This is a genomic window from Streptomyces sp. NPDC001157, assembly GCF_053598255.1.
This window is the reverse complement of sequence record NZ_JBSFJW010000030.1, coordinates 101,187-123,760: the sequence shown is the minus strand read 5'-3', so window position 1 is coordinate 123,760 and position 22,574 is coordinate 101,187. Positions and strand designations below refer to the sequence as shown.

Annotated in this window: 15 protein-coding genes and 1 pseudogene; 4 read left to right on the top strand and 12 right to left on the bottom strand. The window is 69.5% G+C overall.

From position 1 onward, the window contains the following. Positions 1–108: 108 nt before the first annotated feature. The 7 genes from ACWDAG_RS36680 to ACWDAG_RS36650 all read right to left on the bottom strand — a co-directional run bounded on the left by ACWDAG_RS36680 (position 109) and on the right by ACWDAG_RS36650 (position 10,407). Positions 109–777, bottom strand: a complete 669-nt coding sequence (locus ACWDAG_RS36680; protein WP_450699872.1) for a potassium-transporting ATPase subunit C — start codon at positions 775–777, stop codon at positions 109–111. Between the two features lie 5 nt (positions 778–782). After that, complete coding sequence (kdpB, locus tag ACWDAG_RS36675) at positions 783–2,915, bottom strand: potassium-transporting ATPase subunit KdpB (protein WP_450699871.1); 2,133 nt, start codon at positions 2,913–2,915, stop codon at positions 783–785. After that, positions 2,912–4,576, bottom strand: coding sequence for a potassium-transporting ATPase subunit KdpA (gene kdpA, locus ACWDAG_RS36670; protein WP_450699870.1), 1,665 nt, complete (start codon positions 4,574–4,576; stop codon positions 2,912–2,914). The genes kdpB and kdpA overlap by 4 nt, the downstream gene beginning before the upstream one ends. 8 nt (positions 4,577–4,584) lie before the next feature. After that, entirely contained in the window at positions 4,585–4,674 is a 90-nt protein-coding gene (gene kdpF, locus ACWDAG_RS36665) for a K(+)-transporting ATPase subunit F (protein ID WP_016434100.1), read from the bottom strand. Between the two features lie 264 nt (positions 4,675–4,938). Next, positions 4,939–6,780 (bottom strand): APC family permease, encoded by a 1,842-nt coding sequence (locus ACWDAG_RS36660; RefSeq protein WP_450699869.1) that lies wholly within the window; start codon positions 6,778–6,780, stop codon positions 4,939–4,941. Positions 6,781–6,976: 196 nt separating this feature from the next. Further along, positions 6,977–7,882, bottom strand: coding sequence for a DUF4118 domain-containing protein (locus ACWDAG_RS36655; protein WP_450699868.1), 906 nt, complete (start codon positions 7,880–7,882; stop codon positions 6,977–6,979). Next, positions 7,882–10,407 (bottom strand): ATP-binding protein, encoded by a 2,526-nt coding sequence (locus ACWDAG_RS36650; RefSeq protein ID WP_450699867.1) that lies wholly within the window; start codon positions 10,405–10,407, stop codon positions 7,882–7,884. The genes ACWDAG_RS36655 and ACWDAG_RS36650 overlap by 1 nt, the downstream gene beginning before the upstream one ends. Positions 10,408–10,643: 236 nt before the next feature. Here ACWDAG_RS36650 and ACWDAG_RS36645 point away from each other — a divergent pair, with 236 nt between their 5' ends. Further along, positions 10,644–12,218: a Na+/H+ antiporter gene (locus ACWDAG_RS36645; RefSeq protein WP_450699866.1), complete on the top strand. Its 1,575-nt coding sequence runs from the start codon at positions 10,644–10,646 to the stop codon at positions 12,216–12,218. Between the two features lie 131 nt (positions 12,219–12,349). Here ACWDAG_RS36645 and ACWDAG_RS36640 read toward each other — a convergent pair whose 3' ends face one another. Next, positions 12,350–13,762, bottom strand: a complete 1,413-nt coding sequence (locus ACWDAG_RS36640; protein WP_450699865.1) for a hypothetical protein — start codon at positions 13,760–13,762, stop codon at positions 12,350–12,352. Between the two features lie 473 nt (positions 13,763–14,235). Between ACWDAG_RS36640 and ACWDAG_RS36635 the strand changes: the two are divergent. From ACWDAG_RS36635 to ACWDAG_RS36625, 3 genes and pseudogenes are all read left to right on the top strand, one after another. Beyond that, positions 14,236–15,112: pseudogene (locus ACWDAG_RS36635) on the top strand (HAD-IC family P-type ATPase); the annotation flags it as partial. A gap of 741 nt (positions 15,113–15,853) precedes the next feature. After that, on the top strand, positions 15,854–17,809 hold the full coding sequence (locus tag ACWDAG_RS36630) for an amino acid transporter (RefSeq protein ID WP_450699864.1): 1,956 nt from the start codon (positions 15,854–15,856) through the stop codon (positions 17,807–17,809). 104 nt (positions 17,810–17,913) lie between these two features. Next, entirely contained in the window at positions 17,914–18,432 is a 519-nt protein-coding gene (locus ACWDAG_RS36625) for a hypothetical protein (protein WP_450699863.1), read from the top strand. A 334-nt stretch (positions 18,433–18,766) separates the two neighbouring features. On the opposite strand, the gene ACWDAG_RS36620 is transcribed toward ACWDAG_RS36625, so the two are convergent. The 4 genes from ACWDAG_RS36620 to ACWDAG_RS36605 all read right to left on the bottom strand — a co-directional run bounded on the left by ACWDAG_RS36620 (position 18,767) and on the right by ACWDAG_RS36605 (position 22,060). Beyond that, positions 18,767–19,558: an ABC transporter permease gene (locus ACWDAG_RS36620; RefSeq protein ID WP_450699862.1), complete on the bottom strand. Its 792-nt coding sequence runs from the start codon at positions 19,556–19,558 to the stop codon at positions 18,767–18,769. Then, positions 19,555–20,556, bottom strand: a complete 1,002-nt coding sequence (locus tag ACWDAG_RS36615; RefSeq protein WP_450699861.1) for an ATP-binding cassette domain-containing protein — start codon at positions 20,554–20,556, stop codon at positions 19,555–19,557. The genes ACWDAG_RS36620 and ACWDAG_RS36615 overlap by 4 nt, the downstream gene beginning before the upstream one ends. Positions 20,557–20,616: 60 nt before the next feature. Further along, complete coding sequence (locus tag ACWDAG_RS36610) at positions 20,617–21,459, bottom strand: DUF4097 family beta strand repeat-containing protein (RefSeq protein WP_450699860.1); 843 nt, start codon at positions 21,457–21,459, stop codon at positions 20,617–20,619. An 88-nt stretch (positions 21,460–21,547) separates the two neighbouring features. Next, on the bottom strand, positions 21,548–22,060 hold the full coding sequence (locus ACWDAG_RS36605) for a hypothetical protein (protein WP_450699859.1): 513 nt from the start codon (positions 22,058–22,060) through the stop codon (positions 21,548–21,550). Between the last annotated feature and the right edge of the window lie 514 nt (positions 22,061–22,574).

Genomic DNA, 22,574 nt, shown 5'->3' with positions numbered 1-22,574 from the left:
CGAGCGAACTGTACGCGCGATCCAGGGCCGGCTGGAGGGTCTCGGGGTCATGGCTGAGCCGGGGTGTGCCCCGGCTCCGCCGACTCCCACGCGGTTCGCACAAATCCATCAGCTCTTCGCCGCGAGGTCCTTGAGCGCGATGTTCAACTCCAGGACGTTCACGCGGGGTTCACCCATGAAGCCGAGCGTGCGGCCCTCGGTGTGGTCCTTGACGAGCTTCTCGACCTGGGTGACGGACAGTCCGTTCTTCTCGGCGATCCGGTGGACCTGGATCTCCGCGTACTGCGGGGAGATGTCCGGGTCCAGGCCGGAGGCGGAGGAGGTGACCGCGTCTGCGGGGACCTCGGACGCCTTGACCGTGTAGCCGGGGACCGAGTTGTCCTTGATGACGGCGGCCTTGGCCTCCTTGACCTGCTGGATCAGAACCTTGTTGTCAGCAGAGAGGTTGGTTGCGCCGGAAAGGATCAGCTTGTACTGGGTGTTGACGCTGTTGACGCCAAGCCCGTTGGCCGGACGGCCCTGGAACCACTTGAGGTCGGGGTCCGGAGTCTGCTGGCCCTTCTTCAGCGGCAGGTTGTACGACTGCCCGATCAGCGACGAGCCGACGACCTTGCCCTCCGACTTGATCTCGGAGCCGTTCGCCTTGTTGTGGAACAGCGCCTGGGCGATGCCGGTGACGACCAGCGGGTAGATGACGCCGGTCACCAGGGTCAGCACGAGCAGGGCGCGCAGGCCCGCCCCGAGCAACCGGGCCGTGTTCGTAACCGAGTTGTTCATGGCGATCAACCGATCCCGGGGATGAGAGAGATGAGCAGGTCGATGAGCTTGATGCCGATGAACGGGGCGATCAGCCCGCCGATGCCGTAGATCGTGAGATTGCGCCGCAGCATCTTGTCCGCGCTGACCGGCCGGTACTGCACGCCCTTCAGGGACAGCGGCACCAGCGCGATGATGATCAGCGCGTTGAAGATGACCGCGGACAGGATCGCGGAGTCCGGCGAGGACAGGCCCATGATGTTGAGCTTGTCCAGGCCCGGGTAGACGGCCGCGAACAGCGCCGGGATGATCGCGAAGTACTTCGCGACGTCATTGGCGATGGAGAACGTCGTCAACGCGCCCCTGGTGATGAGGAGTTGCTTGCCGATCTCGACGATCTCGATGAGCTTGGTCGGGTTGGAGTCGAGGTCGACCATGTTGCCGGCCTCCTTGGCGGCCGACGTGCCGGTGTTCATCGCCACGCCGACGTCCGCCTGGGCGAGCGCGGGCGCGTCGTTCGTGCCGTCACCGGTCATCGCGACCAGCTTGCCGCCCGCCTGCTCCCGCTTGATGAGCGCCATCTTGTCCTCGGGCGTGGCCTCCGCGAGGAAGTCGTCGACGCCCGCCTCCTCGGCGATCGCCTTGGCCGTCAGCGGGTTGTCACCCGTGATCATGACGGTCTTGATGCCCATGCGGCGCAGCTCGTCGAACCGTTCGCGCATGCCTTCCTTGACGACGTCCTTGAGATGGATGACGCCCAGCACGCGCGCGCCCTGGTCGTCGTTCACGGCCACCAGCAGCGGCGTGCCGCCCGCCTGCGAGATGGCGTTGGCGACGGTGTCCGCGTCCTCGGGGACCGTGCCGCCCTCGTCCTGGACCCAGGCGATGACCGAACCGGCCGCGCCCTTGCGGATCTTCTTGCCGTCCACGTCCACACCCGACATCCGGGTCTGGGCGGTGAAGGCGATCCACTCGGCGTGCGCCAACTCGCCCTGGTGCCGCTCCCGCAGCCCGTATTTCTCCTTCGCCAGTACGACGATGGAGCGGCCCTCGGGCGTCTCGTCGGCCAGCGACGACAGCTGGGCGGCGTCCGCCACCTCGGCCTCCGTCGTACCGCTGACCGGCACGAACTCGGACGCCTGCCGGTTGCCGAGAGTGATGGTGCCGGTCTTGTCGAGCAGCAGGGTCGACACGTCACCGGCGGCCTCGACCGCGCGGCCCGACATCGCCAGCACATTGCGCTGCACGAGCCGGTCCATACCCGCGATACCGATCGCCGACAGCAGCGCGCCGATCGTGGTCGGGATCAGACAGACCAGCAGGGCGACCAGGACGACCATCGTCAGGTGAGTGCCCGCGTAGGTGGCGAACGGCGGCAGGGTGGCCACCGCGAGCAGGAAGACGATCGTCAGAGACGCGAGCAGGATGTTCAGCGCGATCTCGTTCGGCGTCTTCTGCCGGGCCGCACCCTCCACCAGGTTGATCATCCGGTCGATGAAGGTCTCGCCGGGCTTCGTCGTGATCCTGATGACGATCCGGTCGGACAGCACCTTCGTACCGCCCGTGACAGCCGAACGGTCGCCGCCGGACTCGCGGATGACCGGGGCCGACTCACCGGTGATCGCCGACTCGTCGACCGAGGCGACACCCTCGACGACGTCACCGTCGCCGGGGATGATGTCGCCGGCCTCGCAGACGACCAGGTCGCCGATCGTCAGGTCGGTGCCGGGCACCTGCTCCTCGGAGTCACCCACCAGCCGGCGGGCCACGGTGTCGGTCTTGGCCTTGCGCAGGGTGTCGGCCTGCGCCTTGCCGCGGCCCTCCGCCACGGCCTCCGCCAGGTTGGCGAAGACCACCGTCAGCCACAGCCAGGCACTGATCGCCCAGCCGAACCAGTCGCCCGGGTCCTTGAAGGAGAAGACGGTGGTCAGCACGGAGCCGATCCAGACCACGAACATCACGGGGGACTTGACCATCACCCGCGGGTCGAGCTTGCGGAAGGCGTCGGGCAGCGACTTGAGAAGCTGCTTCGGATCGAAGAGGCCCGCGCCGACACGTCCTTCGGCGGGCTTGTGCCCGGTGGGTACGTCGCTGTGCGGCGCCCGGGTCGGAGTGGCTGTGGACATCGAGTCCTCTTGCTTCGTTACGTCGGTTGTCATGACGCCAGCCCCTCGGCCAGCGGACCCAGCGCCAGCGCCGGGAAGTACGTCAGACCGGTGATGATCAGGATCGCGCCCACCAGCAGGCCGGTGAACAGCGGCTTCTCTGTGCGCAGGGTGCCCGCGGTCTCCGGCACCGGCTTCTGCTCGGCGAGCGAGCCGGCCAGCGCCAGCACGAACACCATCGGCAGGAAGCGGCCCAGCAGCATGGCCAGTCCGGTCATGGTGTTGAACCAGTCGGTGTTCGCGTTCAGACCCGCGAAGGCCGAGCCGTTGTTGTTCGACGCGGACGTGAAGGCGTACAGCACCTCGGAGAACCCGTGCGCACCGGAGTTCAGCATCGAGTGCAGCGGCGTCGGCAGCGCCATCGAGACAGCCGTGAAGATCAGCACCAGAGCAGGCGTGATCAGGATGTAGCAGGCTGCCAGCTTGATCTCGCGGGTGCCGATCTTCTTGCCCAGGTACTCGGGCGTACGGCCGACCATCAGACCGGCGATGAACACCGCGATGACCGCCATGATCAGCATGCCGTAGAGCCCGGAGCCGGTACCGCCGGGCGCGATCTCACCCAACTGCATGCCCAGGATGGTGATGCCGCCGCCGAGCCCGGTGAGGGAGGAGTGGAAGGAGTCCACCGCACCGGTCGAGGTGAGCGTCGTCGACACCGCGAAGATCGACGACGATCCGACCCCGAACCGGGTCTCCTTGCCCTCCATCGCCCCGCCCGCGATCTCCAACGCCGGTCCGTGGTGGGCGAACTCGGTCCACATCATCAGGACCGTGAAGCCGAGCCAGATGGTGGCCATCGTGGCGAGGATCGCGTACCCCTGCCGCACGCTGCCGACCATCACACCGAACGTCCGGGTCAGCGCGAACGGGATCACCAGCAGCAGGAAGATCTCGAAGAGGTTGGTGAAGGGCGTCGGGTTCTCGAAGGGGTGGGCCGAGTTGGCGTTGAAAACGCCGCCGCCGTTCGTGCCGAACTCCTTGATGGCCTCCTGCGAGGCGACGGCCCCACCGTTCCACTGCTGGTGGCCCCCCATGAACTGGCCGACCTCGTGGATGCCGGAGAAGTTCTGGATCGCGCCACAGGCGACCAGGACGATCGCGGCGATAAAGGCGCCCGGCAGCAGGATGCGGATCGTGCCGCGCACCATGTCGGACCAGAAGTTGCCCAGTTCACCGGTGCGCGAGCGCGCGAAGCCCCTGACGAGAGCTACCGCTACGGCGATGCCGACGGCCGCGGAGACGAAGTTCTGCACGGCCAGACCGGCGGTCTGCACGACGTGACCCATCGACTGCTCGCCGTAGTACGACTGCCAGTTGGTGTTGGTGACGAAGGATGCGGCGGTGTTGAACGCCTGCGCCGGCTCGATCGACGAGAAGCCGAGCGAACCGGGCAGGACGCCCTGCGACCGCTGCAGCAGATAGAGGAAGAGGACACCGACAGCCGAGAAGGCGAGCACCCCGCGCAGGTACGCCGGCCAGCGCATCTCCGCATCGGGATTGGCGCCGATGCCCTTGTAGATCCACTTCTCGACCCGCCAGTGCTTGTCGGAGGAGTAGACCTTGGCCATGTAGTTGCCGAGGGGGACGTAGGCGAGCGCGAGTGCGCCTATCAGGGCGAGCAGTTGCAGGAAACCTGCGAGTACGGGACCCATGTGGTGGCTCAGAACCTCTCCGGGAAGATCAGGGCGAGGACGAGATAACCCAGCAGGGCGACGGCCACGACCAGGCCGACGATGTTCTCGGCGGTCACAGCTTCGTCACCCCCTTGGCGACAAGGGCCACCAACGCGAAGACCGCGAGTGTGGTGACGACGAAGGCCACGTCGGCCATCGCGAGCTCCTAGAGCAGGTACGGGAATCCGCAAGCGGATCGGACGAATAGAGGAAACCCCGTCGCTGGCCGAATTCGAGCACCGTTGACGGGTCCCATACGGCGGTCCGTACGCCTTTGACGCAACTCTTACGGCACCTGCGCCGACCTGTGGCAAGGAGTGGCCGTCGGGCGCATCCGGGCGTCAGAACAGCCGGAAGCGCAGTCGGCAGATCACCGCGTCGGTCTCCTTGCGCACGGCGTGTGCGACGACAGAGCCTCGCTGGTTCTGCAGCAACCGCTGCCACAGCCGCTCGGGCTCCGTCTCCGGGATGAGCACGGTGACGCGCGTGGCCCGCTCGGACACGGACACCTCGCGGACGTAGGCGGCGATGGGACGGCCCAGGGAGCGGCGCTCGCAGGTCAGCCGGACCAGCGGCACACCCGGGTCCCACTGCGCCCACGCGCGCTCCAGGGCATGCAGCTGGGCCCGGTCCTCGGGGTCGGGGTAGCAGACGGTGACCGCGCGGACCTCGTCGCCGAGGGAGGCGGCGGCCGTCAGTGCCTCCGAGGTGAGGCGGGAGATCGAGGACACCGGCACGATCACCACCGAGCGGTCGCGGTGCGGGTGCTCGGGGATGCGGCCGAGACCCAGCCGCTCGCCGATCCTCGCGTACGCGCGGTGCACGGTCTCGAAGGCAGCGACCAGCAAGGGCAGGGCGATCACGATCAGCCAGGCGCCCTCCTCGAACTTCGAGGCCGTGACGACGATCGCGGAGATGCCGGTGAGGACGGCGCCGAGCCCGTTGAGCAGCGCCTTGCCCTTCCAGCCGGGGCTGTGCTCCAGCCGCCAGTGCCGGACCATGCCGACCTGGGCGACGGTGAACCCGACGAAGACCCCGATCGCGAACAACGGCACCAGGGTGTTGGTGTCGCCGCCGGAGAAGACCAGCAGCGCGGCGGAGACGGCGGCCAGGGCCAGCACGCCGTGCCGGTGCACCTGGCGGTCGGCCTTGAGGGCGAACACATGCGGTACGTAGTTGTCCCGGGCGAGCAGCTTCAGCAGCACCGGCAGGCCGCCGAACGAGGTGTTCGCGGACAGCGCCAGCAGGATCATCGTCGCGAACTGGATGACGTAGAAAGCCCAGTTGTGGCCGAGCGAGGCGTCCGCGAGCTGGGCGAGGACGGTGACGCCCTGGACCGGCTGGAGGTGGAAGCGGGAGATCAGCACCGACAGGCCGATCAGCATGACGCCGAGCACCACGCCGAGGGCGACCTCCGCCCGCTGGGCCCGCTTGGCGCGCGGGACGCGGAACGAGGGCACGGCGTTGGCGATGGCCTCGACGCCGGTCAAGGCGCTGCATCCGGAGGCGAAAGCTTTCAGCAGCAGAAGGGCGCCCACGGTGGTGGCGTTGTCGGCGAGCGCCGAGGCATGACCGGCCGCGGTCGCCGTGCTCACCGGCCCGGAACGGAACAGTCCCACGACGATCAGCACGAAGATCGAACCGACGAACACGACGCTCGGCACGATGAACGCCTTTGCCGACTCCACGATGCCGCGCAGATTCACCGCGGTGACGACCGCGAGCACCGCCAGACACAGCCACAGCCGGTCGCCGTACAGGGCGGGAAAGGCGGAGGTCAGAGCCGCCACGCCCGCCGTGACAGCGACAGCCACATTCAGCACGTAGTCCAGGACCAGCGAGGCCGCCGCCACCAGGCTGGTCCGCGCGCCCAGGTGCGTCCTCGCCACCGCATAGGAGCCACCACCGTCCGGGAAGGCCGCAATCACCTGCCGGTACGAGGCGACCAGCACCGCCAGCAGGCCCGCGATGGCCAGCGTCACCGGCACGGTGAACCCCAGCCCGTGGGCCCCCGCGGCCGCCAGCACCAGCACGATCGCCTCGGGCCCGTAGGCCACCGACGCCATCGCGTCCAGCGACAGAGCGGCGAGGCCCGTGACGGCGGTGAGACGGTGCCGCTCGCCGGTATCCGGCGGCTCCTCACCGGCCGGGACAGCGCCGGGTTCGGTGGTCAGGACGGACATGGATGCGTGCTCCTTCCTCCAGGGCCGCGCACGAGGGTGAGCGTGCGTGGTGCACTCCAGGTTCTGTCCGATTCCCGTGGGCCCCGACTGCTCCTTGCGGCATCTTCGCGCCGAAGGGCCCGACCTTGACGCGACCTTGACGGCCATGTGATCCAGGCGACTGCCGTTCCGTCACGGAGACCACGGCGTGCCGCTGTCAGGGCGTCAAGAAGCGGCAGGTATCCGTCAGAGCCGCGTCAAAGGGTGTCGATCGGCTTCTCCGGATCTCTACCGTCACCGGTATGGGACGCCGCGACGACGCGCGACAGGAATCGGTCGACGCGCACGGAGAGAGACCCGGTGAGGCGACGAACGACCTGCAGTGGGCGCAGGAGTTGTGGAGCTCCGTCCGCTGTGCGGGAATGCTGCTCGTCCTGCTTCTTCTGGTCGACTGGGGCGCCGGCCGCTTCGTCCTCTGGCGTGCCGTGCTGTGGCCGGCCCTGGCGGGCCTGCTGTTCGTCGTGGTGTATCCCGCCCGGGTGTCCGCCGGTGAGGGCTGGCTGTCCTCGCGTCGGATGCTGCGCGAGCGACGGGTCCGTACGGATCTGCTGGTGTCCGTGTCCGCGGAGCCCGCCGACCGGGCGAGGTCGGCCGTGCGGTGGATCCGGGACAGGTGATCCGCGTCGGTCACCGTGATGACCTCCAAGCGGCGGGCACGGGCGGCCAGTTGGGACACGATGACGCCGACTACGAGCAGCAGGACCGCCGTCTCGATGTCGGCCGATGCGCTGATGTCGAACGTCTCGTACGGCCTCGTCAGGAAGCTGTGTCCGATTGCGGCTCCGCCGCGGGCGAACCAGGCCGCCGCCGACAGCGCCCCGAGCACCCCCGCCGTACGGCTGCCCAGCGCGACGACCGCGACGACCACCACGACGAGGATCAGGGCGGCGTTGGTGTGGGACAGGTCCGTGCGGAACGGGACGAGCGCGAATGCCAACAGGAACGGGGCGATCAGGGCCGCCGTGAGGGCGAGCCGGTCCCACGGCGGCCAAGTGCGCGCCGCCGCGACGCGGGGGTCCTTTGTGCGGTGCGGCAGCCGCCATGTGCCGGTCTCGGTGCTCATCAGGCACCTCCTACGCTCTGCGCACCATGGGGGTGCGGGTACTGGGGCGATTCGGTCTGTTCGACCGATCCGGTCTGTTCGGCGAAGGGCAGCGAGACGACCATGGTCAGGCCGCCGCCTGGGGTGTCCTCGGGGGTGAGGGTGCCGTTCATCGCCTCGGTGAGACCCCGGGCGAGGGCCAGTCCGAGGCCGAGTCCGGTGGTGTTGTCGGTGTCGCCCAGGCGCTGGAACGGCTCGAAGAGCCTGTCCCGTCCGTCGGCGGGAAGGCCGGGCCCCCGGTCCACGACCCGCAGCTCCACCCGGCCCGCCAGGGCACTGGCGGTCACCAGCACCTTCTGCCCAGGAGGGGTGTGGCGGGCGGCGTTGCCGACCAGGTTGGCGATCACCCGCTCCAGCAGCGGTGGATCGGCCCGCACGGCCGGAATCACCTCCGTGTCCGTCACCTCGACACCGGGAGCATCCGCGAGCGCCATGGGGAGGACCTCCTCCAGCGTGGTCGCGCGAAGGTTCAACGTGAGGACACCGGCTTCCAGACGGCTGAGGTCGAGGAGGTTCTCCACCAGCCGGTTGAGCTTGGCCATGGACTCGTCGGCCGTGGCGAGGAGCTCGTCGCGGTCCTCCGGCGAGAACTCGACGTCACGGCTGCGCAGCGAGGTCACCGCGGCCCAGCCCGCGGCCAGCGGGGTGCGCAGGTCGTGGCCGACGGCGCGCAGCAGTGCCGTGCGCATCCGGTCGGCAGCCTTGACCGGCTCGATCTCGGCGGCTGCCTCGGCGAGCCGGGCCCGCTCCACGGCCGATCCGACATGCGCGGCGAACGCGGCCAGCACCCGCCGTTCGGACGAGGACAAGGTGCGGCCGCCCAGCACGAGATGGGCGCCGGAACCGGCCGGCACGGACGTGACGCCATCGGCATCCGGCGGCTCGTCCACCAGCTCCGCCGACTCCATGCCGAAGGTCTCGCGCGTCCGCTCCAGCAGCGCCGGAATGGTCGCTCCGCCGCGCACGATGCTGCCCGCCAGAGACGACATCGTCTCGGCCTCGGCGGTGGCCCGCGCCGAGCGCCGGGACAGGCGCAAAGAGCGGTCGACGACAGCGGCCACGGTCGCCGCCACGACCGCGAACACCCCCAGGGCCAGCAATGCGTTGGGGTCGTCCAGCGTGAACTGCCCGATGGGCGGTATGAACCAGTAGTTCAGCAGCAGCGACGCCGTCACGGACGCGATCACTGCCGAGACGACCCCGCCTATGCAGGCCACACCCACCACGGCGAGCAGGAACAGCAGTGCCTCGCTGGTCAGGTTCACCGTCCCGCGCACCTGCGCGAGGACGACGGTGAGGAGTACCGGCAGCACCAGCCCAGCCACCGGCCCCGCGATCAGCCGGGCCGGGGACAGCGTGCGCCGCCGGGAGGGCAGCAGGGTGCCTCGCCCGGCCCGCTCGTGCGTGACCCGGTGCACGTCGATGTCACCGGACAGCACCGTCACGGTCTCCCCCGTGCCCGGCCCGGTGACGAACCGCTCGAGGCGGCTACGGCGGCTGGTGCCGAGGACGAGCTGCGTGGCGTTCTCGGCACGCGCGAAGTCCACCAGCGCGGTGGCCACATCGTCGCCCACGACCGAGTGGTAGCTGCCGCCGAGATCCTCCACCAGCCGCCGCTGCCGGGCCAGCGAGGCGTGCGAGACGCCGGCCGCGAGGCCGTCGCTGCGGGCCACATGCACGGCGAGCAGGTCGCCGCCAGCCGACCGGGCGGCGATACGGGCGGCCCGCCGGATCAGTGTGTCTCCCTCCGGGCCGCCGGTCAGGGCCACCACGACCCGCTCGCGCGTCTCCCACACCCCGCCGATGCCGTGCTGCGAGCGGTACTCCTGGAGCGCCTCGTCGACCCGGTCGGCCACCCACAGCAGCGCCAGCTGACGCAGAGCGGTGAGGTTGCCGGGCCGGAAGTAGTTGGCGAGGGCCGCGTCGACCTTTTCCGGGGCGTAGATGTTGCCGTGCGCCATGCGGCGCCGCAGTCCCTCGGGCGGTATGTCCACCAGCTCGACCTGGTGGGCACGGCGTACGACCTCGTCGGGGACCGTCTCGTGCTGCGGCACGCCGGTGATCTTCTCCACCACGTCGTTGAGGGAGGCCAGGTGCTGGATGTTGACTGCGGTGATGACGTCGATGCCGGCGTCGAGGAGGGCCTCGATGTCCTGCCAGCGCTTGGGGTTACGGCCCTCGCCGGGGATGTTGCTGTGGGCGAACTCGTCGACGATCGCGACCTGCGGGCGGCGCGCGAGGACCGCGGCCAGGTCCATTTCCTGGAAGTGTCCGCCGCGGTAGGCGCAGCGGGCGCGGGGGACGGTTTCCAGGCCGTCGAGCATCGCCTCGGTGCGCGGGCGCCCGTGGCACTCGGCGAATCCCACCACGACGTCCGCGCCGCGGGCGGCGCGGCGCCGGCCCTCGTCGAGCATGCGGTAGGTCTTGCCGACTCCGGGGGCTGCCCCGAGGTAGACCTTCAGTCGTCCGCTCCGTACGTCACTCATCGCCGCCGACGCACTCCGCTCACTGATTCAACTCCCCTGTGCCCAAGGGTGACTCGTCCTAAGGAAGCCCTTTCACGGGCCGCTGGGGGTCGCCGTTAGCGCTTCCTTGTCGCTGGTCGCGAGGACCTTGACACTGTCTTGACGTGCAGTGGCCCGATAGGGTGAAGGCGGTGTGCCGGGAAGTCTGGTCGGCCGGGAGTCGCGGTGGCTCACGTTCAGGGCCCCAGGGAGACGGCATGCGCGGTGTAGGGACGGTTCTCGCCCTTGTGGTCCTCGCGACGGTGGTGGCCACGTTCGCGCGCCGGTGGCGCATTCCCGCGCCCTCTCTGCTGGTCCTCGCCGGTCTCGCGGTCGCCCTGCTGCCGGGCACCCCACAGATCGAGATCAGCCCCGAGATCATCGGCCTGGTCGTGCTGCCGCCGCTGCTGTACGCGAGCGCCGAGGAGATGCCGTGGCGGGAGCTGCGTGCGGTGTGGAAGCCCGTCGGGATCCTCTCCATCGGGCTCGTGCTCGCGTCCGCGGCGGCGGTCGGCGCGGTGGCGGCGTGGGTGACACCCCTGTCCTGGCAGATGGCCTTCGTACTGGGCGCGGTCCTGGCCAGCACCGACCCGGTCGCGGTCACCGCCCTGGGCAGACGGCTCGCCCTGCCGCCGAAGGTCCAGGTCCTCGTCCAGGCGGAGAGCCTCTTCAACGACGCGACCTCCCTGGTGCTGGTCCGTGTGGCGGCCGGCATCGCCATCGCGTCGGCGGCGGCGAACTGGGGCGCGGCGGGCGGCCAGTTCCTGCTGCTCGCCGGCGGCGGCACGCTGATCGGCGCCGCGGTGGCCGGAGTGATCGCCCTCATCCGGCGCCGCACCGAGGACCCGGTCCTGGAGACGGTGATCGCCCTGGTCACCCCGTACGCCGCCTACCTGCTGGCGGAGGCCGCACACACCTCCGGCGTGACCTCGTGCGTGGTCGCCGGCGTGGTCCTCGGCGGCCGCGGCGACCGCCTCACCAACGCCCGCATCCGCCTCCAGCTGCACGCCGTGTACGGCACCGTGGTGTTCCTGCTGGAGAGCGTGGTGTTCTCCCTCATCGGCCTGGCACTGCCCGCGGAGGTGCAGGCGCTGGCCGAGGGCGACCGGGCCTGGCCGCTGTACGCCCTCGCCGTGGCCGGCACGCTCATCGCCGTACGACTGCTGTGGATCGCTCCGCTGTCTGCAGTCGTCCAGCGCGAGGGCACGCTCGGCCGCATGAACTGGCGGGTGCCCGTGGTGCTGACCTGGGCCGGCACCCGGGGCGTGATGCCGCTGGCCGCCGCCCTGTCCATCCCGGAGGTCGCAGAAGACGGCACCGCCCTCGCCGACCGGCCGCTCGTCCTCGTCCTGACCACGTCGGTGGTGGTGGTCACCCTCGTCGTCCAGGGCTTCACTCTCGCTCCGGTCGTCCGCCGCTCCGGCATCGCCCTGGAGCCCGCCCACACCGCGCGCGAGGAGGCTGAGGCCCGCTCCCACCTCGCCCATGCCGGCCTGGCCCGGCTGGAGGAACTCGCGGAGCTGGAGGTCGTCCCGGAAGTCGTCCTCGACCGGCTCCGCCGCGGCCTGACCGCCCGCCTCGACGACGCCCGCGACCGCCTGACAAAGCAGAACGGCACCGCAGCGGCGACGGAGTCCGCCGACCTGGTCTACCGCCAGCTGCGCCGCGACCTGATCGCTGTCGAGACGGATGCCCTCCAGCGCCTCTACGACGCCCACACCATCAGCGACACCACCCGCCGCCGGCTGCAGCGCTCCCTGGACCTGGAGGAGGCACGGTTGGCGGACGCGTGAGTGCTCCGTCGGCTGTGCCGCTGTGCGGCTTGGCCGCGGGGCCGCGGGGCCGCGACGGGCCGTCGATCGTCTGCGGCTCCGTCGTGGCTGGTCGGAGGCCCGGCACCGCATTGCAGCGGAGCCGCAATGACCTAGCGGAACTCGGCCAGCCTGGGCCGCAGTCCAAGGGCGGTGAGAGCGGCGGCGGCGAGCAGCAGCCCGCCCGCCCAGGGCAGCAGGCCGGTGACCGACGAGCGGCCTTCGTCGACCGCGACCGTGAAGTGGGCTCTGTTGATGTCGGTCACCTTCCCCAACCCGGCCATCCACGCCGCGAAGTGCGCGTTGGACGTCCCCGGTTTCCAGTCCATGCAGAACTCGACCGCCCGGTCCTCCTTGCCCGCGGCCAGCAGGGCACGGATCCTGCGGTCGTCGCGCTGGTAGACGGCATAGGCCCGCACAGTCCGTTCGGCCGCGGCCCGCTCGCCGGGGAAGGTGATGTTGTCCAGCTCGCGGCGGAACTCGCCGGTGAAGCGAAGGTCGTGGCGGTGGGCTTCGTACGCCTGCCAGCTGGTGGCGAGTGCGGAGTCGTACGTCGACAGCGTGGCGCCCTTCAAGCCGTACAGCTGCTGCGACTTGGCGAGGAAGGAGGCGGCGTACTGGTCCCGGCGCTCGGGGTCGAGCAGGTAGCGGCTCTCGTCCGCGTTGGCGTCGTAGGCGATGGCCCGAGCCCGGGTGAGCGCGACGACGGAGTCGAAGGCGTCACGGCGGGCACCGCGCAGGTGGCCGGCCGTGGAGGTGAGCAGCTGGCTGCCGAGGATCACGGCGAGCAGGGTGCAGACGGTGGCGGCCAGTACGCCTGGGTTGAGGATGCGCCGGAAGCTGCGGGCCAGGTACCACTGCAACGCGCCGAGCACGGCCAACAGCAGCACACCGAGCGAGACGGCGGCGACCATCCGGGCGGACAGAGCGGTTCGTGCCGAGCTGTACTCCGCGTCGAACGCCTTGTCGTTGGAGGACACCAATGTCCGTGCGGCCGGAAGGAGTCGCCGCTGCAGAAGGTCGGTGGCCCTGCGGTAGTCGACGAGCGCGGCCGCCTTGCCGCCGGCCCGCCCGTCGTTCTCCAGGGCCCGGCCGATCAGTTCCTGGTACTCGGCGAAGTCATCGGTGAGGTTCTCCACCGTCTTCTCGTCAGTCCGATCCCCTTGAGCCGCGACCGCGAGCGTACGCAGATCGTGCCCGATCTCCCGCCGGGCGTCACCGTAGAAACCGACAGCCTTCGTGTACGGAGTCCGCAGGCGCCCCTTGCCCGCGTTTCCGCTGGACAGCAGGACGTTGGCGGCCTGCGCGTCCATGTCGTTGAGGGCGAGGTCGAGGTCGGCGGCGCTGGTGGTCCGGGGTGCATCCCGCCCGGCCACGCTGTCCCAGGTGCCCATGGCCGAAAGTCCGGCGAGTGTCAGGAGCGCCGCCACGGCGGTGGCGAGCAGGACCGTGGCCGCGCGCAGAAGGCGCAACCGTGCAGGCACGGTGGCCCAGTAACGGCGGCGCAGAGCGGCCCGCACGGCCACGGCCCGTTTTCGGAGGTCCTGCCCCGGGCCACCTGGCTGCGACCCCCCACGTGGCCGCGGCCCAGGACCGCCCCCGAGCGGAACGACCGCCGGCTGCGACGACTGCTCACCGGCCTCCGGCTGAGGTCTGTGCGATGTACCGGCCGTGATGGCCACGGTCCCTCCCACGTCACGCCACGGACGGTCGCCCGTCCCCCCGTTGCCGCCCAGTCTGCGACCGGATCCGGCCATGGACGCACCGCGTTGACGCTCTCCTGACGGCGCGCCAGGCTTGTTTGACGGGGCCTTGACGGCGCTCGCGCCGTCCCCGTATGAATGCCGCAAATTCCGTGCAGAGCAGGATGGTTCGCCCGTCGATCGCGGATAGGTTCCTGTGGTCCGCCGCCGAGGCCGGGACGTCAACGGCCTCACCGGCTCCGGAGTCCCCAATCCGAACGCTGCTCGCGCGCTGGGACAACGGAGCCGTGTGCGCCATCCGCAAGGGCGCCGCCCAGCAGGTGATCGACCGGGTGCAGATGTACGGCGCCCAGGTCCCGCCCGAAGCACGGCACTTCGCCGACTCGGTGGCCGCCTCCGGCGGTACGCCGCTGCTGGTGCCGTGCACGACTGGAACGGGCCGCGCGTCCTCGGCCTGATCCACCTCAAGGACGTCGTCAAGGACGGCATCCGCGAACGCTTCACCGTACTGCGCCGCATGGGCATCCGCACAGTCATGATCACCGGCGACAACCCCCTGACGGCCAAGGCGATCGCCGAGGAGGCGGGCGTGGACGACTACCTGGCCGAGGCGACCCCCGAGGACAAGCTCGCGCTGATCAGGCGGGCGGCAAGCTGGTCGCGATGACCGGCGACGGCACCAACGACGCCCCGGCGCTCGCCCAGGCGGACGTCGGCGTTGCCATGAACACCGGCACCTCGGCCGCCAAAGAGGCCGGCAACATGGTCGACCTCGACTCCAACCCGACCAAGCTCATCGAGATCGTCGAGATCGGCAAGCAACTCCTCATCACCCGGGGAGCGTTGACGACGTTCTCCATCACCAACGACGTCGCGAAGTACTTCGCGATCATCCCGGCGATGTTTGCAGGAGCGTATCCGGGCCTGGAGTCACTCAACATCATGAGCCTGCACAGCCCGACCTCCGCGATCACCTCGGCGATCACTCTCAACGCCCTGATCATCGTGGCGCTGATCCCGCTCGCCCTGCGCGGCGTGCGCTGCACGCCGTCCTCCGCGCACGACCTGCTGCGCCGCAACCTGCTGCTGTACGACCTCGGCGGTTTGGTGCTGCCCTTCGCAGGCATCAAACTGATCGACCTGCTGATCGCACAGGTGCCCGACCTTGACTGAGAATCCGGATCTCAACCGATCACGGAAGGTGCGGGTCGAACAGGTTCTCCGCCGGGGCGATCTTCCCGTGGTACGCGCATGAAGGCAGGGCCCCTCTGTAGCTCGAAGATGCGAATCTGACCGAGCAGCGCCGGGAGGCCCTGGTGTCATGGTGGTACGCGCCCGTTCACTTCAACTCGGCTGCTCCATCGTGTGATTGCGGAATGGCCGGCCATCGGGCCTTTGCTGCTGATGCCGGCCTGGCTCCCGGGCGGAGACGGGCAGCCCAGGGCTACTGTCACCGCCGGCGCCTGGACACGATCCGCTACCAGGTCACGGGCGGGATCTCCCGGCTGGCGATGTCCACACCCCCACCGGTCGCACGGCCTCCGGCCTCATCGCCCGCGTCTGCCTGATCGCCCACCTCGTCGAACAGCCGGCCGTCGCCTCCGACGCGGCCCGCTTCCGCCTGCAGGCCATGGCCGACCACGCCGAAGACGACGTGGACACGGCGATCGACATCCTCGACACCTGCATACGCGCAGCCCGGCAACCCATCGCCACGACCCGCTGAGCCCTCACTCGCACCGGCCGCCGGGCGGAGCCCTCCAGCGGGGCTCCGCCTCGCCGCTCTTAACGGAGTCTTGACGCATGCGGAGCACGCTCCCGTGGGCCCACGCGTCACTCTCTGCTTACGCTGGTGCCGCCGTCCGTGTGATGGCCGGAGCCCCACGCTGAGCTGCACATCTGGAGAGCAAGTCGATGGTCGCCACCGAACACCCGCCTCAGAGCCGACTGCGGACGTGGATGCTGGAGGGTCTGTCCGACATGGGCAAGCAGGGCGGCCACACCGGGCCGCACGCCGAGCCCGAGCCCCCTCACAGAGGCCAGCGCTGGTACCGCGTGATGTGCCTGACGGGCGTCGACTACTTCTCCACCCTCGGCTACCAGCCCGGCATCGCGGCCCTGGCAGCCGGACTGCTCTCCCCGATCGCGACCCTCGTCCTCGTCGTCGTCACCCTGGCAGGCGCCCTTCCGGTGTACCGCCGCGTGGCGGAGGAGAGCCCCCACGGCGAGGGTTCCATCGCCATGCTGGAACGGCTGCTCTCCTTCTGGCAGGGCAAACTCTTCGTCCTGACGCTCCTGGGCTTCGCCGCCACCGACTTCCTGATCACCATCACCCTCTCGGCCGCCGACGCCTCGACGCACCTGATCGAGAACCCGCATCTGGAGAGCACACTCCACGGCCAGCAGATGATCATCACCCTGCTGCTGGTGGCCCTGCTGGGCGCGGTGTTCCTCAAGGGTTTCCTGGAGGCGATCGGCGTCGCGGTGGCCCTGGTCGTGGCCTATCTCGTCCTGAACGCCGTCGTCGTGGCCGTCGGCATGTACCACGTGCTCACCGCCGGGCACGTGGTAACAGACTGGACCAGCGCGCTGACCACCGAGCACGGAAACGTCTTCGCCATGGTCGGCGTGTCCCTGCTGGTCTTTCCGAAGCTGGCCCTGGGGCTGTCCGGCTTCGAGACGGGCGTCGCCGTCATGCCGCACGTGCAGGGCGATCCGGGCGACACGGAGGACAACCCGAAGGGCCGCATCCGGGACACCAAGAAGCTCCTCACGGCCGCCGCCCTGATCATGAGCGTGTTCCTGATCGCGACCAGCTTCATCACGACGGTGCTCATCCCGGAGAACGAGTTCAAGGACGGCGGCAAGGCCAACGGCCGAGCGCTGGCGTATCTGGCGCACGAGTATCTCGGCGGCGCCTTCGGCACCGTCTACGACGTCTCGACCATCGCCATCCTCTGGTTCGCCGGCGCCTCCGCGATGGCCGGCCTGCTCAACCTGATGCCCCGCTATCTGCCCCGCTACGGCATGGCCCCGCACTGGGCGCGTGCCGTTCGCCCGATGGTGATCGTCTTCACTCTCGTCGGCTTCCTGGTCACCTGGATCTTCGACGCCGACGTCGACGCGCAGGGCGGCGCGTATGCGACCGGCGTACTGGTGCTGATGTCCTCAGCGGCCATCGCGGTGACCATCGCGGCCCGGCGCGCCCAGCAGCGGAACTGGACCATCGGCTTCGCGGCGGTGTCCGCGGTCCTTCTCTATGTCACCGTCGCCAATGTCATCGAGCGCCCGGACGGCGTGAAGATCGGTGCCTGCTTCATCGTCGGCATCATGCTCGTCTCGCTGCTGTCCCGGCTCGCTCGCGCCTTCGAACTGCGCGTCACGCACATCGAGCTGGACGACATGGCGGAACGATTCGTCCGCGACATGTCCCACCGGCGCATCCGCTTCCTCGCAAACGAACCCGGCCGGCGCGACAAGGCCGAGTACCGCGACAAGATCGAGCAGATCCGGGCCGACAACGACCTGCCGGAGCAGGAGGACTTCGTCTTCGTCGAGGTCACGGTCACCGACCCGTCCGAGTTCGAGGCGGGCCTGACGGTGCGCGGCGAGGTCCTGCACGACCGCTATCGCGTCCTGACCGTGGAGTCCTCCTCCATCCCCAACGCCCTGGCCGCACTTCTGCTCCACGTCCGCGACAGCACGGGCTGCATCCCGCACATCTACTTCGAGTGGACCGAGGGCGGCCCCTTCGCGAACTTCCTGCGCTTCTTCCTCTTCGGTCAGGGCGAGGTCGCCCCGGTCACCCGGGAGGTCCTGCGCGAAGCGGAACCGGACCGTGCCCGCCGGCCGCGCGTCCACACCGGCTGAGCACGGGGCGACCGCGTCAGGATCCCGTCAAGATTCGCCCGTTTGCGCTAAGGCCCCGTTAGCGACGCTCGTCGCACCGCGCCTCGGCGCCTAGCGTCAGCGCCATGCGACGGAGCGGACCGGCGGGCTCGGCCGGCGACCGCCACTGGCGTGGCAGCGCCCGCCTCGCGCTGTGCTGCGCCCTGGCGTTCGGCGCCATGAGCCTCCTGGTCGACTGGGACGCGGGAAGCCTGACACCCCTGCGCACCCTGCTCTGGGTCACCCTGTCAACCGCCGTATGCGCCGTCCTGCTCCCGCCGCGGGTAAGTGCGGGCCCCGGCTGGCTGGCGGTCCGCACCCCCTGGCACCTGCGAGTGATCCACACAGACGCGCTGACCGCCGTACGGCAGTACGACGGCGTCTCCTCCCACCTGGTCCTGCGAGATGTCCACGGACACGCCCTCGAACTCGACCCTCGGGTGCTCGCCGCCAATCCTCTGCTCTGGCACGAGCTCGACACGGGCGTACGCCGCTCCCTGGAGCGCGGAACACTGCGCTCCGGAGCGGACGTCATGGAGCGACTGGGACAGCACATCGACGACGACACGGTCCACGCAGTGCTTCGGGCATCGGGACTTTCCTGACCGCAGAGCAGCACCTCCGCCCATCCCTGCGGAGGCTCGCGACCGATCGGCTCATCGAACTCGCCGTCGAACAGGAGGACCTCGGCGAACTGCGGCGCTTGGCGGACCAGGGAAACAGCACTGCCGCCGAGGTGCTGGAGGAGCTGAACGGCGGATAACGGATGGAGCCGGAACGCCCGTTGGGCTCCTCAGAGCCGCCCCTGCCGGCGTAAGGGCAGAGTCCACCAGTGGTTGATGCAGCGGGATGCCGAACGCCTGCGGGCGGAGGGCCCGCGTGCCTCGGGCTCTCCGCCGTGGAGTGTGTGCGAGATCGACCGAGCCGAAGGACGGGCTCTCAGCTCCCGGTGGTGCTCTTGAATTTCGACGTCGCCCAGCGGTAGCCGAGCACCGCGAGGCCCACGCACCAGGCCACAGCGAGCCAGCCGTTGTGGCCGATCTCCGTGCCGAGGAGGAGTCCGCGCAGAGTCTCGATCGCGGGAGTGAAGGGCTGGTACTCGGCGATCGGCTGGAACCAGCCCGGCATCGCGTCGACCGGCACGAAGGTGCTGGAGATGAGCGGGAGGAAGATCAGCGGCATCGCGTTGTTGCTGGCGGCCTCGGGGTTCGGGCTGGACAGGCCCATCCCGACCGCGATCCAGGTGAGCGCCAGGGCGAAGAGCACGAGCAGTCCGAACGCCGCGAGCCACTCCAGAGCCGTGGCATCGGTGGACCGGAACCCGATCGCCACACCGACGGCCCCGACCAGGACCACGCTGACGACCGACTGGAGCACGCTGCCGATGACGTGCCCGACGAGCACCGACCCGCGGTGGATCGCCATGGTGCGGAAGCGGGCGATGATCCCCTCGGACATATCCATGGCGACGGAGACCGCGGTGCCGATCGTGGTGGAACCGATCGTCATCAGCAACAGGCCCGGGACGAGATAGGCGATGTACTCGGACCGGTCCGGGGCGCCGCCGATGCCCGCGCTCATGGTGTCACCGAAGACGTAGACGAAGAGCAGCAACAGCATGACCGGCGTGAGCAGCAGATTCAGGGTCATGGACGGATAGCGCCGCGCGTGCAGCAGGTTCCGCCGCAGCATGGTGGAGGAGTCGCGGACGGCGAGTGGGAGGGAGCTCATCGGGCGTTCTCCTTGGGCTGGTTGGGAATTTCGACGTCGCCGGTCAGGGCGAAGAAGACGTCGTCGAGATCGGGGGTGTGCACGGTCAGCTCGGATGCCTCGATGCCGGCGGCGTCGAGCCAGTCGAGGATGGAGCGCAGCTCGCGCTGGCTGCCGTCGCTGGGGAGTTGGAGCGTGAGGGCATCGTCGTCCCGGGCAGCCTCACTCAACGAGGAGGCAGCGCTCTGGTGCACGGCCGGGTCGGTGAACCGGAGCCGGATGTGCCCGCCGGGGATCAGCCGCTTCAGCTCCTCCGCGGTCCCCTCGGCCACGATCTTGCCGCCGTTCAACACCGCGATGCGGTCGGCGAGTTCGTCGGCCTCTTCCAGGTACTGAGTGGTGAGGAAGACCGTGACGCCGTCGGTGACGAGTTCGCGGATGATCTGCCACATGTTGTGGCGGGCACGCGGGTCGAGGCCGGTGGTCGGCTCGTCGAGGAAGATGATGCGCGGACTGCCGACCAACGTCATGGCGATGTCGAGGCGGCGCTTCATGCCGCCGGAGCAGGTGGAGGCGGGCTTCCTCGCCGCCTCGGTGAGGTCAAAACGCTCCAGCAGATCGGCGGCCACCCGCCGCCCCTCGCGCCTGGAGAGGTGGTGCAGGTCTGCCATCAGAAGCATGTTCTCCTCGCCGGTGATCAGCCCGTCGACGGCGGAGAACTGCCCGGTGACACCGATCGCGGCCCGCACGGCCTGCGGGTCGGCGGCGAGGTCGTGGCCCGCGACTTGGGCCTGCCCGCCGTCCGCGGTGATGAGCGTGGAGAGGATCTTGACGGCGGTGGTCTTGCCGGCACCGTTGGGGCCGAGCAACGCGAAGACGGATCCGGCTGGGATGCGCAGATCGATGCCGTCGAGGACGGTCTTGTCGCCGTACGACTTGCGCAGCCCGACGGTGGAGATGGCGACCGGAGACGAATGGCCGTCGACCAACCTGGACGTGGGCATGACAGATGAAGGCATGAGGCCCTCCGTTCGAAGGCTGAAGTGGGTGGGAGACGGAGCTGGTTGAGGATGTGTCGCTCAGCCCTTGGCGCGGCGGACGTCGATGTTGCCCCAGTTGGTCCGTGCGCGGACCTTGACGGTGTCGTCGGACTCCTCGGGGGCCTCGGACGCGGTGAGCGAGTTGCGCACCTGCCCGCGGTTGGAGCTGACGTCGAGCCAGGCCGCGGTGCCCTCGCGGATGCCGATCTCGATGGAGCCGTTGGAGGTCTCCAACTGAACCTCGCCACGGACGACTTCGGCGACGCGAACGGAGCCGTTGGTCGTGGTCCCGGTGACCGACGCCTCGGCGCGCGCGATATCCATGGCGCCGTTGGCACCGTTCACGCGCAGCTCACCGGTCACCGTGCCGACGGTCGTGGTGCCATGCGAGTTCTTCAGGACGGCGGGACCGTCGACGTGACCGACGCGCACGTTGCCGGAGCTGGTGGTGATCTCGGCCTTGCCCTCGACCCGGTCCACGGTGATCGAGCCGTGCGACACGGTCAGCTGCAGCGGCCCTGTGGTGTCGAGGCGGACGTCGCCGGTGGAGGTCTTCACGCGGACCTCGCCGAGCCGGCCCTCGCCGAGCATCTGGGCCCAGGAGCCGGTCATTTCGACGTGTGAGCCCGTGGGCAGTTCGACCGTCACGTCGGCGACGCCGGAGGGCCCGATGATGCGTCGCTCCTTCGTCCTGACGGTCAGAACGCCGCTCGCGTAGGTGACCTCGGTCTGCTCGGCGGCCCGCACGTCCTTGTCCCTCTTCGGGTCACGGGGCTGCACCTCGACGACCGTGTCGAGGCGGTCGGCCGCGGTGAACCGGATGGAACCGGCGCCCACGTGGGCGTTGACCGAGATCGGTTCGGGAGTGTCAAAAGAAGGCATGGCTGTTCCGTCCTCGTGGATCCTTGGGTCGTCCCCGCTGGTGGGACGTGGTGTGGGTGCCGTGCTTTTGTGTGGGGCGCGGGCGCGGCTAGCGCACCCAGCCCGTGAAGCTCTGTCCGACGGTGCGGGTCTTCTCCGTCGTACGCGGCTGAGTGCCGCCGTCGACCGCGGCCGACACGGCCCGCACCAGCCACGCGTTGACCGACAGTCCCTCGCGGCCCGCGGCCTCCTCGGCACGGGCCTTGAGGTGGGCCGGCAGACGCAGGTTGACGCGGGCGGTTCCACCCTCGTCACCGTCGGTCGGAGGCTTGAGAAGTTCGACGGGCGTGGTCGGCATCGCGGGGACATCGCCGTCGGCAGGCGGCAGTGTCACCACGAAGTCGGGGTCCAGTCCACGCAGCCGTACATCGACCGAGCCGGGAGCGAGCTCGCGGGTGATCTCGTCCATCGCATCGGAGAGCACATTGAGCATGGCCAGCCGGGTCGCCGACTCCAGCGGAGCGGTGAGCCGCTCGGCCAGTTCGCGGGCGTCTTCCCCGCCGGCTTGTGCTGCCACCGCAAGTTCGCGACGGAGGTTGTCGACATACGGAGTGAGGTCCATAACGCCATGATGGCACCATGTTGGCGCCACTGACAAGTCCGAATGGCGCCACATGCGGTGCACGCTCGAAGAAACGCCGTCCCAGCTGCGGAAATACGAAGGCGCCAACCCGAGCCATGATGGCACCAGACACACTCGTACGCCCCCGGCGGGCAGGGAATGGCATCACGTGGCACCAGATGGCACCATCCGGCGCCACTCCCATGGGCTCACACGCCCGGGGCTCCACCTCACGCCCCTCAACGACAATCCACTCGCGCCGGCGAACGCGAAATCGTCGGGGTGGCACCCTCCGCCCCACCCCCTATGGAGCCGAATGGGAGTCGGGCAGGAGTGGGAGCCCCCTGGGACTTCTCTGAGACTTCCGACCCCATCAACCGGCACGAGCGTGAAACAACCCAAGGATCATTCCCACAGGTCGGCAGCATCGGGATCCAGCAGCTACGCGCAGAGCGTCGCCCTCCCTCAGCGCCCCACCGATATACGCCACCCGGACAGGGCCCGACCTGCCCAA

What these genes read in the sequence shown, in the direction of transcription:
- ACWDAG_RS36630 (WP_450699864.1), top strand. Translation starts at nt 15,854, where the DNA reads ATGGTCGCCACCGAACACCCGCCTCAGAGCCGACTGCGGACGTGGATG.
- ACWDAG_RS36615 (WP_450699861.1), bottom strand. Translation starts at nt 20,556, where the DNA reads ATGCCTTCATCTGTCATGCCCACGTCCAGGTTGGTCGACGGCCATTCG.
- ACWDAG_RS36645 (WP_450699866.1), top strand. Translation starts at nt 10,644, where the DNA reads ATGCGCGGTGTAGGGACGGTTCTCGCCCTTGTGGTCCTCGCGACGGTG.
- ACWDAG_RS36655 (WP_450699868.1), bottom strand. Translation starts at nt 7,882, where the DNA reads ATGAGCACCGAGACCGGCACATGGCGGCTGCCGCACCGCACAAAGGAC.
- ACWDAG_RS36620 (WP_450699862.1), bottom strand. Translation starts at nt 19,558, where the DNA reads ATGAGCTCCCTCCCACTCGCCGTCCGCGACTCCTCCACCATGCTGCGG.
- ACWDAG_RS36650 (WP_450699867.1), bottom strand. Translation starts at nt 10,407, where the DNA reads ATGAGTGACGTACGGAGCGGACGACTGAAGGTCTACCTCGGGGCAGCC.
- ACWDAG_RS36605 (WP_450699859.1), bottom strand. Translation starts at nt 22,060, where the DNA reads ATGGACCTCACTCCGTATGTCGACAACCTCCGTCGCGAACTTGCGGTG.
- ACWDAG_RS36625 (WP_450699863.1), top strand. Translation starts at nt 17,914, where the DNA reads ATGCGACGGAGCGGACCGGCGGGCTCGGCCGGCGACCGCCACTGGCGT.
- ACWDAG_RS36610 (WP_450699860.1), bottom strand. Translation starts at nt 21,459, where the DNA reads ATGCCTTCTTTTGACACTCCCGAACCGATCTCGGTCAACGCCCACGTG.
- ACWDAG_RS36680 (WP_450699872.1), bottom strand. Translation starts at nt 777, where the DNA reads ATGAACAACTCGGTTACGAACACGGCCCGGTTGCTCGGGGCGGGCCTG.
- kdpA (WP_450699870.1), bottom strand. Translation starts at nt 4,576, where the DNA reads ATGGGTCCCGTACTCGCAGGTTTCCTGCAACTGCTCGCCCTGATAGGC.
- ACWDAG_RS36660 (WP_450699869.1), bottom strand. Translation starts at nt 6,780, where the DNA reads ATGTCCGTCCTGACCACCGAACCCGGCGCTGTCCCGGCCGGTGAGGAG.
- kdpB (WP_450699871.1), bottom strand. Translation starts at nt 2,915, where the DNA reads ATGACAACCGACGTAACGAAGCAAGAGGACTCGATGTCCACAGCCACT.